Below are 17638 nucleotides of genomic sequence, written 5' to 3'. Positions count from 1 at the left end.
CGTCATGTGGGATCTGGCATGGCAGACGACGAAGACCCGCTTGAGCGGTTTCATCGGCGCGTTCATCGCGATCCTCCTCGGGACCGCGCTGGTCGCCGGATGCGGCATCCTGATGGAATCCGGCCTGCGGGCGGGGGTCCCGACCCAGCGCTACGCCGACGCGGCGGTCGTCGTGGGCGGTCAGCAGACGGTCGAACCGCCCGGGACGGGCGCCCTCGCGAGTCAGCAGGTCGCCGAACAGGCCTCGGTGCCGGTGACCCTGGCCGGCGCGATCACCGCGGTGCCCGGCGTGCGTGGCGTGGTGGCCGAGCAGAGTTTCCCGGCCACCGTGGTGACGGCCGACGGCCGGGTGCTGAACGGGCCCGAAGGCGGCCAGTCGTGGGGGCACAACTGGGAGGCCGCCGTACTGGCCCCGTTCTCCCTGCGTGACGGCCGGGCACCCGCCGGTGCCGACGAGGTGGTCCTCGACGCGGAACTGGCTTCGCGGAGCGGGGTGACCGTCGGCCGGCCGGTGAAGATCGCCGTCCGCTCGTCCCCGGTGGAGTTCCGGGTCTCCGGGATCGCCGCCCCGAAGTCGGGTGACGGCCTCACCCGGCAGTCCGCGCTGTTCTTCTCGCCGGAGAAGGCCGCCGAACTCGCCGCGACACCCGGCCAGGCCCACGCGATCGGCGTGCTGGCGGAACCGGGGGTCACGCCGGGCGACCTCGCCGAGAAGATCCGCGACGCCGTGGGCACCGCCAAGGTGACGGTGGCGACCGGCGTCGAGCGCAGCACGGTCGAGTTCCTCGACGTCAGCCAGACCCGGATGCTGCTGATGGCGCTCGCGGGCTCGTTCGGCGGCTTCGCGCTCCTCATCGCGGTGTTCGTGGTCGCCAGCACGCTGGCGCTGGTCATCAACCAGCGTCGCCGGGAGTTCGCGCTGCTGCGGGCGATCGCGGCGACACCGCAGCAGATCCGCAAGCTCATCGGCGCCGAGACCATGCTGGTCGCGGTGGTCGCCGGGGTGCTGGGCAGCGTCCTCGGCGTGGCGGTGGGCTTCGGGCTGCGGAACGCCTTCGGAGCCATCGGCGTGATCCCGCCGGACTTCGAACTGGCGATCAGCCCGCTCCCGCTCATCGCCGCGCTGGCGCTCGGCCTGGGCACGGCCCGGCTGGCCGCGTGGTCGGCTTCCCGGCGCCCGTCGTCGATCCGTCCCGTCGAGGCGCTGGGCGAGGCCGCGGTGGAGCGGCGCGAACTCGGCCGCGTGCGGCTCGTCATCGGCTGCGCGCTGGTGGTGGCCGGTCTCGGCGGCTCGTTCGTCCCGATATTCCTGAACGGTGAAGCCGCCCTCGCGGCTTCCTCGTCCTCGGCGCTGATCATCGTGATCGGGCTGGCCGTGGTCAGCCCGAAGGTGGTCGCGGTCATGACGCGGCTGCTCGCCCCGGTGCTGGTCCGGACCTCCCGGATCAGCGGATACCTGGCCGCCGCCAACAGCCAGGCGAACTCACGGCGGCTGGCCGCCGCGGTGACCCCGGTGATGCTGGCGGTCTCGTTCGCGCTGTCGATGTTCTACAGCCAGACCACCGGGGCCGCCGCCCGCCAGGAGGAGACCGTGCGGTCGACCACCGCCGACCAGATCCTCTCCAGTGGTACCGGCGGGCTCTCCCCGGAGGTCGCCGAGGCCGCGCGGCGGATCCCCGGGGTGGCCGCCGCGACCGCGGTCGTGCGGACCGAGGTGCTGAACACGGTGCAGGAGCAGGACAGCCTGCGTGTCGAGCGGTACGCGGCGCAGGGGCTGGACGGCGATCAGGTGCGCGGCACCCTCGACCTGGGTGTCGTCTCGGGCAAGATCACCGATCTGACCGGGAACACCGTGGCGATGAGCGAGTCCGAAGCCGATTGGTACGACAAGAAGATCGGTGACGAGGTCGAGTTCTACTTCGGGGACGGCGCTCCGGCGAAACTGCGCCTGGTCGCCACCTACACCCGTGACCAGGCATTCGGCCGCTACGTGCTGCCTGCCGCCCTGGCCAGGGCGCACACCGGTGATCAGCTGGACGACGCGGTGCTGGTGCGCCAGCAACCCGACGCGGATTCGGCGACCGTGACCGCGGCCCTGAACGGCCTCGCGGGCCGCTATCCGGGCCTGACGGTGGCCCCTGGAACGTCGGTGGCCGCTCCCGGCGGCGGTCAGCAGCAGGCGCAGTTCTACGTCAACCTGGTCGCGGTCGGCGTGATCCTCGGCTACGTCGTGATCTCGGTGGCCAACACGCTGGTGATGAGCACGGCGCAGCGGTCGCGGGAGTTCGCGCTGCTGCGGCTCATCGGTACCACCAAACGCCAGGTGGTGCGGATGATGCGCTTCGAAGCGCTGGCGACGGTCGGGGTCGCCGCGGTGCTCGGGACGGTGGTGGCGGGGGTCCCCCTCGTGCTGCTGAACCTGGGCCTGCGGGGGACGCCGTTGCCCTCCGGTCCGATCACCGTCTTCGCCGGGATCATCGCCGGGGCGATCCTGCTCGGCCTCGTCTCCCTCGGCCTGGCCACCCGGGTGGCGCTGCGGTCCAAGCCGATCGAGGCGATCGGCCTCCGCGAATAAGGCCGGGGTGTGCCCCCGCCGTCCGGTCAGCCCTTCGCGGCAGGCCGGACGGCGGGGATTTCGCCGCCCCGGAAGGCGTCCACGAACAACCGGTGATCCTCGCGGGACTGTTCGGCGTAGGCCATGCCGAACTCGGTCAGTGTGCGGACGAACTCGTCCTCGCGGTCGCCGATCACCTCGGCGATGGCTGCCTCGCTCTGGAAATCGACCAGGGTCTGCTCGGAGTCCGAATCGGACACACAGTGCATCTTCGCGGTGGCCCGGCCGAGGTAGTCGAGCACCGGCCGCATCTCGGCCGGCTCGGTCAGATCCGACCAGTCGAGGTCGTCGACGTAGGGCGACAACTCCGAGACGACGAACCCGGTCCCGTCGATCTCCGTGTGACCGAGCCAGGGATCCGCGTGCGCCTGCAAGGCACGTTGCGAGACCGCGGTGCGATGTCCTTCGTTGGTGAAGTAGTCGCGGATGCTCTGTTCGGCCACGATCCGGCTCGGCGCGGCGACATTGCCCTGTTTCATGGAGAGGACGACGTCGTTCTCCAGTGCCTGTGTCCGTCCCTCGACGAGGATGTTGTACGCGGGCAGCCCGGCCGAGCCGATGCCGAAGCCGGTCCGGCCGACGATGTCCTTGACCCGGTAGGTGATGCTGCCGAACCGCTTGCCCTTCGGGATCGTGTCCAAATAGGACTCGAAGGCGCGGATCGCGGTCTCCCGTTCGGCGTCTTCGAGCACCCGGACTCCCGGGCCGTGCCGGAACCGGCGGTCGTAATCCTCCACAGTGGTCAGTTCGTCCAGCAGGTCGATCCGGGTCTTCAACCGGGCCCGCAGCAGCACGTGGTGCAGCACGCCCTTGGTGCTGTCCAGCTGCAGCCGGACGAGTTCGTCGCCAGGGCGCTCGGCGTACTCACGGACCTGCTTCACGTAGGCGCGAAGGTAGGTCTCGATCAGGGTCGCGATGTCGTCGTCGGAGATCGCCTTGCTCCACGCCAGCAACGCGACGCTGGCGGCCAGCCGCTTGAGATCCCAGGTGAAACAACCGAGGTACGCCTCGTCGAAGTCGTTGACGTCGAACACGAGTGTCCCGGACGAGTCCATGTAGCTGCCGAAGTTCTCGGCGTGGAGGTCGCCCTGGATCCACACTCGGCTGGTCTCGTCGTTCGCCCACGGGTCGTCCTCGTCCGCCATGTCCGCGTAGAACAGGCACGCCGAGCCGCGGTAGAAGGCGAACGGCGCGGCGGCCATCTTGCGGAATTTGCGGCGGAACGCGTCCGCGTCGGCGCGCATGAGGTCGTCGAAGGCCTCCACCAGCACCTCGACGATGCGTGCCCGTCTCCCGTCCTCACCCTGCTCGCGGATCCGTCCGACCACACCTGTCATCACGACCTCCAGACGGCTTCACGGTGCCACAGGTCGGCGGGCCGGGCAGATCAGATCCGGCGGAACCGGGCGTCCAGCAGCGAGAACGCGCCGAACGCGGCGATCCCGGCCGCGAGCGCGAGGAGCAGGGGACCGCCGTAGGGCTGGGCGACCAGCGTCTTCAACGCGACGTCGAGACCACCGGCCTTCGCGGGGTCGAAGGTGACCGCGGAGACGACGGTCAGGACGCCGATGGTCCCGTACGCGGCGGAGAGGGCGATCCAGCCGACCTGGCCGAGCCGGATCGTCGTGGCCCGGGTCGTCGCGGGGGCGTCACCGAAATCGAGTTCGCGGACGAAGGTCTTCCGGACTCCGCGCTGCGCGAGGAAGACCGCCACCGCGACGACGGTGATCCCGACGACGGTCACCAGTGCCGGACCGTAGGACTCCGCCAGGATCCGCGCCACCAGCGACGCCTGCCCGTCGTCGGCACCGGCGACGGCGACCTTGACCGCGCTGTAGGAGACCAGGCCGTAGAGCACGACCTCGATCCCGCTGACCACCCGGCGCACCGTCCGCCGCCGGGCCTTCACGTGCCGATGTCCCGTGATCGCCTCGCTCGTCTGCCACAGCGCCAGTACGGCGAGGCCCACCGCGATCAGCCAGAGCAGCCACGCGCCCCCGTTCGCGACCACCACCTGCAACGCGCCCGCCTTGTCGGCCTTGGCCCGGTCGCCGAGCGCGACCTGCGCGGCGAGCCAGGCGACGAGCAGATGGACGACGGAGTAGCAGACGAGCCCGCCGCGGGCGATCAGGTCGAACAGTTTGCCCTCGCGCATCGGGCGATCCTTGCCGACTCGTCACCGGACCACCAGGGCCAGTGGGAGCAATTTGTCCGTTCGGTGAAGTTCGATGGTCGTCGGCGCATGAGGCGGATCACTCTTGATCTCCACCTTGGTGGAGGGCCGATCCTGAACTCCTGAACAGCTGCTTCGAGGAGTGAACATGAACGAGGACAAGGGTTTCTACTCGATCATCGAGTACGCCGTCGACGGACCCGAGACCCAGGCGGCGCTGGTCGACGCCTTCGCTGCGATCCAGGAGCGCTGGGTGCGGTTCTACCCGGGCTACGTTTCGGCGCGTTTCCACGCGAGTGTCGACGGGACCCGGGTCTTCAACCTCGTGAGCTGGGCCAGTGAGGCCGACTACCGGCGTTTCGAGGAGACTTCGGACCTCGCCGGCCGCCTGGAGGCCATCCAGGCGGCACTCGACGGCTTGCCCGGCGAGGCGGAGTCCCGGGTGAGCGCGAACCCGCGCTACCGCGTCGTCCGGGAGATCGGCCCCGGCCCGCGAGTGGAGGACTGACCACGGCGCCGGACGAGCGCGCGGATCCCGAGGGCCGCGAGCAGGCCGAGGGCCGCGAGCCCGAACGGCCGGAGGGTGATCGTCCATGGCCAGGCGGAACCGTCGAGCGTCAAATGCGTGGTCGGGTACTCCAGTGTCCTCGCCGTCCAGCGTGTCGTCGCGGTGTCCGTGACGCGTACGAGGTCTTCGAGTACCGCGTCGAACGGGAAGCCGGGTTTTCCGTGCAGGTACACCGGCGACAGCGCGGCGTACCGGTCCCCGGCGTGGTTCGCGGCGGCGTCGGCACCGGGCACGATCAGCCGGTCCAGATCGTCCGTCGTGGACGGAGTGGCTCGCGGAGCGAAGGTCAGCCCGTGCCGCGACTGGATCGGCCCGCCGTCCAGGCCGACGGTCAGCGTGCGCACGGCCAGTGACTGCCCGTAGGTGTCGAACACCGCGGTCAGTTCCAGTTCCCGGATCCCGGCGGTCAGCAGGACCCCCAGAACCGGCTTGTCCCAGCGGAACGCGGTGTTGAACCCGACGACGGTGTCCGCCGCCTCGAAGGTGTTCTGTGCCATCGGGGCGGCGGAACCGGGGGAGTAGTGGGTCCAGCCCACCGCGTCGGCGGTCCGGCGTGCGACGTCCAGGCCCGCGATCCGCTCGGTGACCCGGAGCGCCCCGTCGATCCCGGACAGGATCCCGGCCGTGGTCACGATGCTGCCGTCGTCGACGTACCGGGTACCGCGAATCCAGTCCACGGCGGGGAATTCGTCATCGAAGCGGTCGATGCCGATCCAGTGCGCGGTGGCGCGGCGGCCGTCGAGCAGCCCGGCCGAGGCGAGGACGCCCGAACCGTTGCAGACACTCATGAGCAGGGCGCCTTTCCCGGACTGCCGCCGCAGCCACTCGGTCACCGGACGAGTGGTCGGTTCGCCGAGGTCCGGCAGCGCGGGCACGACGACGACGTCCGGGGCGGCGGAGGCGAGCAAGCGGTCGAGGTCGGCGAAACTCAGGTCCGGGATGAGGTCCAGCCCGCCCGTGAGGGTCACCGGCCGGGCTTCGGGAGCGACCGTGTAGACGTTGAACGCGCCGCTCGTCGCCAGGACCTCGAAGGGGGCGAGCGAGTCCGAGACGACGGCGCCCTCGTTCCCCACGACGACGACCGCGGTGGGCTTGGCGGGATCGTGCGCCCGCGGCACCGGACGTGGCGAGATCGCGTCGGTCCTTGGTGTGTGGAGGTTTTCGAAACTGGCGGCCAGCGTGATCCCGCCGAAGGCGAGCGGGAGGGCCAGCGCGGCGAGGACGAACGCGAGCACGGTCAGCGTGCCACGGGACAAGGCGCGCATGGTCAGGCTCCGTACTCGGTGCGACGGCGGAGCATGGCCACGAGCATCGTGGGCACCATCAGCACGTGCCCGGCCGTCATCAGGGCCATCCCGGAGATCAGGCCGGTCCAGAAGAACGGCAGGAAGAGCACGTAGGGCACGTACATCGCGGCCGACATCTCCGCGATCGACGCCCAGCCGTGCCGCCGGATCCGCATCCACAGTGCCATGCCGAGCGACATGTTCGTCGCCATCACCAGCGCGCTCGCGGTCACGTTCCCGGCGAGGCCGGGCCAGGCGAACGACCAGACCGGTTCGAGGACGATCATCCCGGCGACCATCGCCACGAGCATTTCGACGGCGTGCCGGGTGAAGTGCAGGACGGCCCGGTTGCGGGTCTTCGGTTCTGTCGTGTGGTTCATCGTGGACTCCCTCGCGATTCGGTGCGACGGGAGCGATGTTCGGTGCGCCGGGGGCACTTCGGCAGGTGCCGGAAGTCATGTTCGGGGTCACGTGACCCTCGGGGAGGGTCGCACGCTGTGTGGCGGTGGCTCGTCGATGAAGGAATTGGGACACTCAACGTCCCGATTCCTTCATCGACGAGGTCGGTCGCACCGCCTCGCGATCCACAAGTCACCCCGCAGGTCAGGCGTATCTACACAAATGAAGGCCTCCTTCGCTACCTTGAGGGTAGGCACGGGGACCTTCACGGCAGCGAGCCGATCGCGCCATGCTTGCCTCACGGCTCAGAACAGGCCGAGTTCCCTCGCACGCAGGGCGGCCTGGGTCCGGTCCCGCACCTGGAGCTTGGACAGCACGCTCGTCACGAGGTTCTTCACCGTGCCTTCGGCGAGGTACAGCGCCTTGGCGATCTCCCGGTTGCTGTGGCCGTCCGCGAGGAGCCGGACCACCTCCAGCTCCCGTTCGGAAAGCGGCGTGACCAGCGGCTGGGGACGCGTCCGCGGCTCCTCGGGCAGCTGCGCCACCCTGGCGACGACCTTGGCGGCGACCGACGGCTGCAACACCGACTCGCCCCGCTTGGCCGCGACCAGCGCCTCCACCAGCCGCGTCGACGAGACGTCCTTGAGCAGATAGCCGACGGCACCCGCTCGCAGTGCGGCGAAGACGTCCTCGTCGTCGTCGAACGTGGTCAGCGCGAGTACCCGGACCCCGGGCTGTTCGGCGCGCAGCCGTCGGGTCGCGGCGATCCCGTCCAGTACCGGCATCCGCAGGTCCATCAGCGCGACGTCGGGGCGGAGTTCGGCGCAGAGCCGGACGGCCTGCTCCCCGTCCGCCGCTTCGCCGACGACCTCGATCCCGGACTGGACCTCCAGGAGCGTCGCCAGCGCCTCACGGAATAGGGCCTGGTCGTCGACGATCAGTACGCGGACGCTCATCCCGGCACCTCCACGGTGAGGGTCAGGCCGTGCCCTTCGACCGAGTCCACCGCGACCCGCCCGCCGAGTCCGGCCACCCGTTCCCGGAGCCCGACGAGGCCGAAACCCTTGCCGTCGGGGGATTCCCCGGCGAGACCGACGCCGTCGTCGCGGACTTCGAGCCGGATCAGATCCGTGACGGCGTAGTCGAGCACCACGGTCGCGGTGTTGGCACGCGCGTGCTTGCGCACGTTGGTCAGTCCCTCCTGAGCCGCGCGGAACAGCGACTCCTCCACCTCGGCACGGGTGTCCCGAGCCGTGCCCTTGACCTCGAATCCGGTCGGCACCCCAGCCGCGGAAGCCTCGTCGGCCAAGGACCGCAGTGCCTCCGCGAGCGGTTCGGAGCGCGGTTCCCGCAGCGTCGACACCGAGCGACGGACCTCGGCGAGGGCTTCCCGTGCCTGGTCCTGCGCCTTGGCGAGCATCGTGTCGACGCGGCCGGTATCCGCGGTGCCGATCACCGCCCGCGCCGCCTGAAGCATCATCTGGACGACGGTCAGATGATGGCCGAGTCCGTCGTGGATGTCGCGGGCGAGCCGGTTGCGCTCCTGCGTGGTCGCCAGCTGCTCGGCCTGCGCCGCGTAGTCGCGAAGCCGTTCGTGCGCCTCCGCCAGTTCCTCCCGCGCCCGCTTCTCCCGCTGGACCAACTCGGTCACCACGGCGGCGAAGACCATGACCGCCAGCGTCCCCAGCCCTTCCCGTAGCCCGTCCATCGGCTCCATCCCGAGGTGCACGAGCGGGATCACGACCGCGACGCCGATCGCCGCGGGCAGGGGCAACAGCAGGACGGTTTGGGAGATCAGGACGACGAGCAGCAGGATGGCGCCGACGGCGGCGCCCGAGAGCGAGAACAGGGTGAAGCCGAGCGGTAACTGCACGCAGACGTAGGCGACGGCGAACGCGCGGCCGCGCTTCTGGACCCAGGGGAAGCCGGCGATCGCGATCGCCGCGTAGAGCAGTCCGACGAGGAGTGTCGGCAGCACGAGTGTCTCGTAGTTGGCCGAGCCCAGGGGCAACGTCACGTACGCGACGACGGTCAGCACGGCCAGGGCCCGGTTCACGGACACACCATGCTCGACCCCGCGACACCGGCGCAAGCGACTCCCGCATTTCGTCCTCTGGATGCGGTCCATGCGGTGCGCAACTACCGCATCCAGAGGACGAAACGCGGGGTCAGGCGATGGTGCTGTGCCGGATCTCGAGGGAGAACGGGGTCTGGACGTCCTCGGGTTCGAGGTCGCTCCCGCCCGCGATACGCCGTCGCAGCAGATCGACCGCGGCCCGCGCGATCGCCGCCTTGTCCGGGGCGATCGTCGTCAGCGAAGGGAGGCTGTAGGCGCTCTCCTCGTTGTTGTCGAAGCCGACGATCGCCATGTCCGACGGCACCTGGACCCCACGCTCGGCCGCGGCGCGAAGGGCGCCGATCGCCAGCAGGTCGTTGAAGCAGAAGACCGCGTCGGGCGGTTCCGGTCGCGAGAGGAGGTGCGCCATCGCCTCGGCGCCGTTGGCGCGGTGGTACCGCAACGCGGGGAGCACCAGTTCCGGAATGGGTGCGATGCCCGCCTCTTCGAGCGCGAGGTGGTAGCCCTCCAGCCGTTGCGCGGCGGTGTGGCGCTGCGGATGCGCGCCGATCGCGGCGATCCGCCGGCGGCCCAGCGAGATCAGGTGCCGCACCGCGATCCTGGCTGCCTGGACGTTGTCGATCCCGACGTGGTCTATCGGGACGTCGACGACGTGCTCGCCGAGCATCACCAGCGGGACACCCGGCGCGAGATCGTCGAAATCGTCGGTGTGGAGGGCTTCCGGGCTGATGATCGCGCCGTCGATCAGATGCGGACCGAGCGTGGACAGCGCGTCGCGCTCGCGCTCCCGGGTGCCCAGCGTCTGTTCGATGAGGACGTTCCACTCGTGCTCCTGCGCCGCCTGCAGCACGAGGCCCGCCAGCTCGCCGAAGTAGGGGATGCTCAGCTCGGGCAGCATGAGCCCGAGGAACCCGGTGCGGCCGCGGCGCAGGTTGCGGGCACCGAGATTGGGCCGGTAGCCGGTCGACGCCAGCGCTTCCTCGACGCGCTTGCGGTTTTCCGGCTTCACGAAGTCGTAGCCGTTGACCACGTTCGACACGGTCTTGACCGAGACGCCCGCGAGCTTGGCGACGTCCTTGAGCGTGGCCACCCTCGTTCCCCTCTCCCGAGATCCGGCATGGATCCGGGACAGCCTAGCCGCGCGAACGGCGGATTTACAACGTTGTACCAACGATGTAAATCTGGCATCGTCCCCTTGAGTGACATGGGTCACCGCCGATCCGTGCGCTCGACCTTCCCCGAGGAGCGATCGATGTCCCTGCCCATCCGCCGCACCCTGCTCCTGGTGACCGGCCTCGCGCTCGCGCTGACGGCCTGCACCAGCCGTGAGAACCAGCAAACCGCCCCGTCGGGGGCGGGACCGGCCGCCTCGGCGGCGCCGAACCAGGCCGCCGGCCCGGGATGCGCCCGCGAGAAGACCGGCTATCCGCAGGTGGACGTGAAGAACGCGGTCATCGGCTTCTCCCAGTCGGAGAAGGAGGCGAACCCGTTCCGGATCGCCGAGACGCAGTCCATCAAGGACGAAGCCGCGAAACTCGGTGTCCCGGCGGACAAACTGCTGGTCACCAACGCGCAGAGCGATCTCAACAAGCAAGTCGGCGACATCAAGTCGTTGCTGGACCGGGGCGCGCAGCTGCTCATCGTGGCGCCGCTGAACTCCGACGGCCTCCAGCCCGCCCTCGACGCCGCGAAGGCCAAGAAGGTCCCGGTCATCACGATCGACCGCAAGGTGACTTCGCAGCCATGCACCGACTACCTGACCTTCATCGGCTCGAACTTCGTCGAGCAGGGCAAACGCGCGGCGCGGGAGATGGTGAAGGCGACCGGCGGCACCGGCAAGGTCGCGATCCTGCTCGGCGCGTCGGGCAACAACGTGACCACCGACCGCACCAAGGGTTTCAAGGACGAGATCGCCGCGACCACGGGTATCCAGATCGTCGCCGAGCAGACCGGGGAGTTCGACCGCTCCAAGGGCCAGGCCGTGATGGAGCAGCTCATCCAGAGCAACCCCGAGATCACCGCCGTCTACGCCGAGAACGACGAGATGGGCATCGGCGCGGTCACCGCGCTCAAGGCCGCGGGCAAGGCGCCGGGCAAGGACGTCAAGATCGTCTCGATCGACGGCACCCGCAACGCCGTCCAGCTCCTCGCCGACGGCAGCTACAACGCGGTGATCGAGTCCAACCCGCGCTTCGGCCCGCTCGCCTTCTCCACGCTGCAGGACTTCGCCGCCGGCAAGGAGATCCCGCCGACCGTGGTGATCTCCGACGACCAGTACGACTCGGCGAACGCGGCCCAGAAGCTCGGGAACGCGTACTGACGATGGAACCGGTACTCGAGGTCGAAGGCGTGACGAAGACGTTCGCCGGGGTGCGCGCGCTCGACGACGTGTCGTTCGCGCTGCGGCCGGGCGAGGTGCACGCGCTGGTGGGGGAGAACGGCGCCGGCAAGTCGACGCTGATCAAGGTGCTCACCGGCGTGCACAGGCCGGATTCCGGCACGGTCCGGGCGCGGGGCGCGATCTCCACGATCTATCAGGAGGTCAACCTCATCCCGCTGATGAGCGTGGCGAGCAACGTGTCCCTCGGCCGCGAGCCGAGGACACGCTTCGGGCTCGTCGACTGGCCGCGGATGAACTCCGAGGCCGCGGCGCTGCTGGCGGACTACGGCATCGAAACCGACGTCCGCCGTCCACTCGGGACACTCGGCGTCGGCGCGCAGCAGATGGTCGCGCTGGCCCGCGCGGTGTCGGTCGACGCGGACGTCGTGATCATGGACGAGCCGACGTCCTCTTTGGAACCCCGTGAGGTCGAGACGCTGTTCGAGGTCATCGGCAGGCTGCACGAACGCGGGATCGCGATCGTCTACGTCAGTCACCGGATGGACGAGCTGTACCGGATCTGCGATCGGGTGACGGTGCTGCGGGACGGGAAGCGGGTCCACACCGGACCGCTCGCCGACCTGCCGCGGCTGGAACTGGTGTCGATGATGCTCGGCCGCAGCGTCGGCGACATCCGCTCGCACGGGGCGACGGCCTTCGAGGGCGACCACGAGGCGGGCCGGGAACCGGTGCTGCGCGCGGAGAACCTGTCCAGCGGCAACCGGCTCTCTGACGTCTCGGTGTCGATCAGGCCCGGCGAGATCGTGGGGCTCGCCGGGCTGCTCGGTTCGGGCCGGACCGAGACCGCGCGGGCGATCGTCGGCGACCTGCCGCTCTCCGGCGGCACCGTCCTCGTCGGCGGAAAACCGGTGGCGCGCGGGAACGTGGCGGCCGCGATGCGCGCGGGGATCAGCATGCTCGCCGAGGATCGCAAGACCGAGGGGATCATCCCGCATCTTTCGGTGCGGGAGAACATCGTGCTCGCCGCGTTGCCGAGGCTGTCCCGCTTCGGCCTGGTCAGCCGCGCCCGGCAGGACCGGATCGTCGACACCTTCGTGAAACGGCTGCGCATCAAGGTATCCAGCCCTGATCAGAAGGTCGCCGAACTCTCCGGGGGCAACCAGCAGAAGGTGCTGCTCGCGAGGTGGCTGTGCACCGAACCCACGGTGTTGCTGCTCGACGAGCCGACGCGCGGTATCGACGTCGGCGCGAAGGCGGAGGTGCAGGCGCTCATCGACGAACTCGCGAAAGACGGCCTGGCCGTCCTGCTGATCTCGTCGGAGATGGAGGAACTGCTCGACGGCGCCGACCGGCTGATCGTGCTCAAGGACGGCGCGGTGGTCGGGGAACTGGCCGGCAACCAGCTGACGCAGGACCGCGTGCTGGCGGCGATCGCCTCGGGCGGCGCGGATGACTAGCACCCAGCGGAGAACAGAGGATCCGGGAAGCACCATGACGGACACGGCGAAGACGGTGGACCGGACCCGGGTCGCGCGCTGGCTGCAGGAGTACGGCGTGTACGTCGCCGTCGTCGCGCTGGTGCTGTTCAACATCGCGTTCACGGCGAACTTCCTGACCGCCGGCAACTTCCGCACGCAGCTCGTCCAGGCGGCGCCGGTACTGGTGGTCGCGCTCGGGATGGCGCTGGTGATCGGCACCGAGGGCGTCGACCTGTCGGTGGGCGCGGTCATGGCGCTGTCGGCCGCGCTCGTCCCGCTGTACCTCGGCTACGGGACGCTGCCCGCCGTCGCCATCGCGCTCGCGGCGGGGTTGGCGGCGGGGGCGTTCAACGGCGTTCTCGTGGCCAGGGTCGGGATCCAGCCGATCGTCGCGACACTCGCTTTACTCGTGGGCGGCCGCGGCCTCGCGCTCGTGCTCGCCGACGGCCGGCTGATCCAGCTGCACGACGAGACGTTCCTGGCGTTGGGCACCGGCGAGGTGCTCGGGATCCCGGTCAGCGTGCTCATCGCGGCGGTACTCGCCGTGCTGGTGGCGGCACTGGTCGGGAAGACGGCGTTCGGCAGGCGGCTGGTCGCGATCGGCGGCAACCGGCGGGCCAGTGTGCTCGCCGGGTTGCCGGTCAACCGCGTCCTCATCGGGGTCTACGCGATCTGCGGGCTGCTCGCGGCCTTGGCCGGGGTCCTCTCCACCGCCCGGCTGGGCGCCGGTGACCCCGCCGACGCGGGATTGCTGATGGAACTGTCCGCGATCACCGCGGTCGTCGTCGGCGGCACCCCGCTGACCGGCGGCCGGGTCCGCATCCTCGGCACGGTGATGGGCGTCCTGCTCATGCAGCTCGTCCGCGCCACGCTCATCAAGCACAACCTGCCGGATTCGACCGCTCAGATGGTCCAGGCCGCGATCATCGTCGGCGCGGTGTACGTCGCACGGGAACGGAGCAGCCGATGACCGCGGCGCCCACTATGGCCGCCCAGGACTCCACCCGGCGCGAGCTGATGACCGGAGTCCTGCAGAAACAGGGCGCGGCGATCGCGCTGGTGCTCATGGTCGCCGTCGCGTGGCTGCTGTTCCCGCGTTTCGGCAGCCTGGACAACCTGCGCGACATCGCCCTGCAGAGCTCGTTCCTCGCGATCGTCGCGCTCGGGATGACGTTCGTGATCATCACCGGCGGGATCGACCTGTCGGTGGGCTCGGTCTACGCGCTCGGTGGGGTTCTCGCCGCCTACGGCTCGCAGTGGGGTTTCCTCGTCGCGCTGGTGCTGCCGCTGGCGGTATGCGGCCTGATCGGGCTGATCAACGGACTCCTCGTCGCGAAAACCGGGATGGCGCCGTTCATCGTCACGCTGGCGACGCTGCTCTTCGCGCGCGGCCTGCTGCTCGCGATCACCACCGAGGGCGCGACGACGTACAAGATCCCGGAGGGCGAGGCTTTCGTCGAACTCGGCCGCGGCACGCTCTTCGGGTTCGGCTATCCGGTGTTCATCGCGGCCGCGTTGTGCCTGCTCGGCGGGCTCCTGCTGCGGCGGACCCGGTTCGGGCAGTCGGTGTTCGCCACCGGCGGCTCGGAACAGTCCGCGAGGCTGATGGGGCTGCCGGCGGCGCGCACGAAGGTCACCGTCTACGTGCTGAGCGGTGTCCTTTCCGGCCTCGCGGGCGCGCTCACCGCGGCCTACCTGCAATCCGGCGTCACGGTGATCGGGGTCGGCCTCGAACTGGACGCCATCTCCGTCGTCGTCATCGGCGGCACCCTGCTGACCGGCGGGATGGGCACGATTCTCGGAACGGTCATCGGCGTGGGCATCCGAACGGTCATCCAGAACGTCATCAACCAGATAGGAACTCTCGACAGCAACTACCAATCGGTGGTCAGCGGCGCGTTCCTGCTGGTGGTCGTTGTGCTGCAGCGGTCGCTGGCGCGCACGACCGCCCGGAGATAGGGAGATCGCATGCACCGAAGAACCGCGCGCGCCCTGAGCGTCGTGGCCGGTCTGCTGGCCGCCGCGACGACACTGGTGCCCGTCGCTCAAGCCGCTCCCGTCCCGCTTCCCACCCCCTGGACGGATCAGGTCTCGCCGTCGAACGCGCTGCCGGAGTACCCGCGTCCGCAGCTGGTCCGGTCGGAATGGCTCAACCTCAACGGGACCTGGGGGTTCACCGGAGCGCCGAACCTGAACTCGCCACCGATCGGCAGACCGCTGAGCGAGAACGTCCTCGTGCCTTACCCGATCGAGTCGATGCTTTCGGGGATCAAACGGCATGAGGACAACATGTTCTACCGGCGCACCTTCACCGTTCCGTCCACTTGGGACGGACGACGGGTGAAACTCAACTTCGGCGCCGTCACCTGGGAAACCAGGGTCTGGGTCAACGGGACGTCGATCGGCAGCCACACCGGCGGCTTCGACGCCTTCTCCTTCGACATCACCCCGGCCCTGAAGGCGGGGGAGAACGAGATCGTCGTCGGCGTGGCGTCGCCGGTCGACGGCAGCCGGTACCCGATCGGGAAACAGCGCAAGACGCCCGACGGCATCTTCTACACGGCGGCGTCCGGGATCTGGCAGACCGTCTGGCTGGAACCGGTCCAGGCCGAGCACATCACCCGGCTGGACACCACTCCCGACGTCCCCGGCGGCGCGCTCGATCTCGTCGTCCAAGGCACACCCGGGCAGCAGGCGACCGCCGAAGTCCTCTCGGGCGGACAGGTGGTCGGCACCGCGAGCGGGACGGTGGGCTCGCATATCCGGGTCCCCGTGCCGAACGCGCGGCTGTGGTCACCGGACGACCCGTTCCTGTACGACCTGCGCGTACGGCTGCCCGGAGGCGACGTCGTCACCGGGTACTTCGGGATGCGGTCGCTGGGCAAGGCGATGGTCGGCGGCGTGATGCGCCCGCTGCTCAACGGGAAGTTCGTGTTCCAGCTGGGCACCCTGGACCAGGGCTACTGGCCGGACGGCATCTACACCGCGCCGACCGACGAGGCGCTGCGGTTCGACCTCGAACGCCAGAAGGCACTGGGCTTCAACATGGTCCGCAAGCACATCAAGGTCGAGCCCGCGCGCTGGTTCTACCACGCCGACCGGCTCGGGCTGATGGTCTGGCAGGACATGCCCGCGCTCGACGCCGTCGACGAGGTCCCGAACGGGCACGCGAACTACGAATCCGAACTGCGGCGGATGATCGAGCAGCACAAGGGCATCACGTCGATCGTGCAGTGGGTCCCGTTCAACGAGGGCTGGGGCGAGTACGAAGCCGGGCGGATCGTCGACCTGGTCCGTTCGATCGACGGCACGCGGCTGATCAACCACAACTCCGGCTCGAACTGCTGTGTGTCCGATCCGGATCCGGGCAACGGCGACGTGATCGACGACCACGCGTACCAGGTCTCCACCGGGACGAGGCAACCCGACGCGCGACGGGTCGCGGTGCTGGGGGAGTACGGCGGACTCGGCAGGCAGGTGCCCGGGCACGAGTGGGAGCCGGGCAAGGGCTTCGCGTACGGCGCGCTGTACCCCGACGAGACGTCCCTGACGAACAGGTACGTGGAGATCACGAAGCAGGTCGGGCGGTTCGTGCACGGGCGCGGGCTTTCGGCGTCGGTCTACACCGAGCCGTACGACGTCGAAAACGAGGTCAACGGGTTCTACACCTACGACCGGCGCGTGCTGAAGATGACCGAGGCGCGGGTGCGCGAGATCAACCAGAAGGTGCTCGCCATCGCCAAGGGCACCGAGGTCGGCCGGGGCGAACTCGTGTCGCTGCGGGTCACCACGGCCGGGTACACCGATCGCTATCTGCGGCACCAGGACGGCTTCGTCCGCACCGACGTCCTCGGTGAGGGCAGCGCGGACTTCGGCAAGAAGGACGCGACGTTCTGGGCACGGCAGGGGCTCGCGGACGCGTCGTGCCTGTCGTTCGAGTCGCGGAACTATCCCGGGCACTTCCTGCGGCACGCGTCGTCGCGGATCCGCAAGGACGCGAACGACGGTTCCGCCCTGTTCGCCGCGGACGCGACGTTCTGCGCGAGGGAAGGCGCGGGCGGTACGTCGCTGGAGTCGTTCAACCAGCGGGGCGCCTTCATCCGTCACTACGCCGAGACCGTCTATCTCGCGCGCAGCGGCGGGGCGAACCCCTGGGACACGCCGACGAGCTTCGCGGCGGACACGACGTGGGCGGCCTCGGTCCCGCTGTGGCGCAGCGGCGCCGATCTACCGCTCGACCAGGCGCGGTCGTTCAGGGTGACCACGCCGGGCTTCACCGACCGCTACCTGCGGCATCGCGACGGTCTCGCGCGGACGGACGTGGTGAACGCGTCGAGTGCGGCGCTGCTGAAGGCGGACGCGACGTTCGTCATCCGGCGCGGGCTCGCGGATCCGTCGTGCTACTCGCTGGAGGCGCGGAACTATCCTGGCCAGTTCCTGCGGCACGCGGACTTCCGGGTCCGCCTCGCCCGGAACGACAACACCGACCTGTTCCGGAAGGACGCGACCTTCTGCGCCCAGCCGGGGTCCGGTGGGGTCCGGCTGGCGTCTGTCAACGAGCTGGGCACGAACATGCGGCACTACGCCGAGGAGGTCTTCGTCGCCATCAGCGGCGGTGGCCACCCGTTCGACAACCCGGTGTCGTACGACCAGGACGTGACCTGGACGGTCTCGGCGGCTTGGGCTCCGTAACCGCCTCGTG

General features: G+C 69.7%; 14 protein-coding genes. 7 read left to right on the top strand and 7 right to left on the bottom strand.

The genetic code is table 11. From position 1 onward, the window contains the following. Nucleotides 1–4 precede the first annotated feature (4 nt). Nucleotides 5–2575 (top strand): FtsX-like permease family protein, encoded by a 2571-nt coding sequence (locus tag SD37_RS21535; RefSeq protein WP_083255031.1) that lies wholly within the window; start codon nucleotides 5–7, stop codon nucleotides 2573–2575. A 26-nt stretch (nucleotides 2576–2601) separates the two neighbouring features. Here the strand turns inward: SD37_RS21535 and SD37_RS21530 are convergent, their stop codons facing one another. Both SD37_RS21530 and SD37_RS21525 read right to left on the bottom strand, forming a co-directional pair. Further along, on the bottom strand, nucleotides 2602–3951 hold the full coding sequence (locus tag SD37_RS21530; RefSeq protein WP_044856420.1) for a DUF2252 domain-containing protein: 1350 nt from the start codon (nucleotides 3949–3951) through the stop codon (nucleotides 2602–2604). A 50-nt stretch (nucleotides 3952–4001) separates the two neighbouring features. Further along, a complete protein-coding gene (locus SD37_RS21525; protein WP_044856419.1) occupies nucleotides 4002–4769 on the bottom strand; it encodes a DUF1206 domain-containing protein in 768 nt (255 codons plus the stop codon). A gap of 166 nt (nucleotides 4770–4935) precedes the next feature. On the opposite strand from SD37_RS21525, the gene SD37_RS21520 reads away from it, so the two are divergent. After that, nucleotides 4936–5295: an antibiotic biosynthesis monooxygenase gene (locus SD37_RS21520; RefSeq protein WP_044856418.1), complete on the top strand. Its 360-nt coding sequence runs from the start codon at nucleotides 4936–4938 to the stop codon at nucleotides 5293–5295. Here the strand turns inward: SD37_RS21520 and SD37_RS21515 are convergent. The 5 genes from SD37_RS21515 to SD37_RS21495 form a co-directional block, all read right to left on the bottom strand. Continuing rightward, nucleotides 5247–6620, bottom strand: a complete 1374-nt coding sequence (locus SD37_RS21515) for a DJ-1/PfpI family protein (RefSeq protein ID WP_044856417.1) — start codon at nucleotides 6618–6620, stop codon at nucleotides 5247–5249. The genes SD37_RS21520 and SD37_RS21515 overlap by 49 nt on opposite strands. Nucleotides 6621–6622: 2 nt before the next feature. Then, the gene (locus tag SD37_RS21510) at nucleotides 6623–7021 is read right to left on the bottom strand and encodes a hypothetical protein (protein WP_044856416.1); all 399 of its coding nucleotides are present in this window, start codon (nucleotides 7019–7021) and stop codon (nucleotides 6623–6625) included. Between the two features lie 324 nt (nucleotides 7022–7345). Continuing rightward, nucleotides 7346–7996, bottom strand: coding sequence for a response regulator transcription factor (locus SD37_RS21505; RefSeq protein WP_044856415.1), 651 nt, complete (start codon nucleotides 7994–7996; stop codon nucleotides 7346–7348). Further along, nucleotides 7993–9096 (bottom strand): sensor histidine kinase, encoded by a 1104-nt coding sequence (locus SD37_RS21500; protein WP_174567846.1) that lies wholly within the window; start codon nucleotides 9094–9096, stop codon nucleotides 7993–7995. The genes SD37_RS21505 and SD37_RS21500 overlap by 4 nt, the downstream gene beginning before the upstream one ends. A 112-nt stretch (nucleotides 9097–9208) precedes the next feature. After that, nucleotides 9209–10207: a LacI family DNA-binding transcriptional regulator gene (locus SD37_RS21495; RefSeq protein WP_044856413.1), complete on the bottom strand. Its 999-nt coding sequence runs from the start codon at nucleotides 10205–10207 to the stop codon at nucleotides 9209–9211. A gap of 162 nt (nucleotides 10208–10369) precedes the next feature. Between SD37_RS21495 and SD37_RS21490 the strand changes: the two genes are divergently transcribed. Genes SD37_RS21490 through SD37_RS21470 form a run of 5 tightly spaced genes read left to right on the top strand, consistent with a single transcriptional unit; the run spans nucleotide 10370 to nucleotide 17628 of the window. Beyond that, nucleotides 10370–11437, top strand: a complete 1068-nt coding sequence (locus SD37_RS21490; RefSeq protein WP_044856412.1) for an ABC transporter substrate-binding protein — start codon at nucleotides 10370–10372, stop codon at nucleotides 11435–11437. A 2-nt stretch (nucleotides 11438–11439) separates the two neighbouring features. Beyond that, a complete protein-coding gene (locus SD37_RS21485) occupies nucleotides 11440–12915 on the top strand; it encodes a sugar ABC transporter ATP-binding protein (RefSeq protein WP_065912917.1) in 1476 nt (491 codons plus the stop codon). 34 nt (nucleotides 12916–12949) lie between these two features. Next, a complete protein-coding gene (locus SD37_RS21480) occupies nucleotides 12950–13906 on the top strand; it encodes an ABC transporter permease (protein WP_037311681.1) in 957 nt (318 codons plus the stop codon). After that, the gene (locus SD37_RS21475; protein WP_044856410.1) at nucleotides 13903–14895 is read left to right on the top strand and encodes an ABC transporter permease; all 993 of its coding nucleotides are present in this window, start codon (nucleotides 13903–13905) and stop codon (nucleotides 14893–14895) included. Before SD37_RS21480 ends, SD37_RS21475 begins: the two co-directional genes overlap by 4 nt. Nucleotides 14896–14904: 9 nt before the next feature. Further along, a complete protein-coding gene (locus SD37_RS21470) occupies nucleotides 14905–17628 on the top strand; it encodes an AbfB domain-containing protein (protein ID WP_044856409.1) in 2724 nt (907 codons plus the stop codon). Nucleotides 17629–17638: the final 10 nt, after the last annotated feature.

This window comes from Amycolatopsis orientalis (assembly GCF_000943515.2).
Lineage (GTDB): Bacteria > Actinomycetota > Actinomycetes > Mycobacteriales > Pseudonocardiaceae > Amycolatopsis > Amycolatopsis orientalis.
This window is presented reverse-complemented; position numbering and strand designations above follow the sequence as displayed.